Raw genomic sequence first — 315 nt, forward strand, 5'->3', positions numbered from 1 at the left:
TCAGGAGCTTCTTATATTCTGCTTTTAGAGATTGATATTCGGCATCATATGACAGTCTTTTCAGACGTTTTTTGGCATGCTTGACGATTACGTTATGGATATGGCTAATGGAATGAAAACGCTTTTCTATGACCGTTTCGTCGTATCTGGTTGTGGCTAACAGTAATCTTACGGTGTGCATCTAATCCCTCGTCTTTTGCGTGCGGATGTACCATTCTATAGTTTCAGAACTTACATTTCCGGCTGTGCTTACAAAATAAGAACGTGTCCATAAGGACGGCATTTTTGCTAACTGGGGAAATTCCTCCCTCAGTT

Annotated in this window: 2 protein-coding genes; both read right to left on the reverse strand. The window is 41.0% G+C overall.

From position 1 onward, the window contains the following. The coding region (locus ACTNDI_RS14080; protein WP_441101579.1) for a hypothetical protein at positions 1-181 on the reverse strand (181 nt) is incomplete at its 3' end. Next, a partial coding sequence (locus tag ACTNDI_RS14085; RefSeq protein WP_441101580.1) for a transposase occupies positions 182-315 on the reverse strand: 134 nt, incomplete at its 5' end.

The organism is Bilifractor sp. HCP3S3_D3, assembly GCF_052063915.1.
Lineage (GTDB): Bacteria > Bacillota > Clostridia > Lachnospirales > Lachnospiraceae > Bilifractor.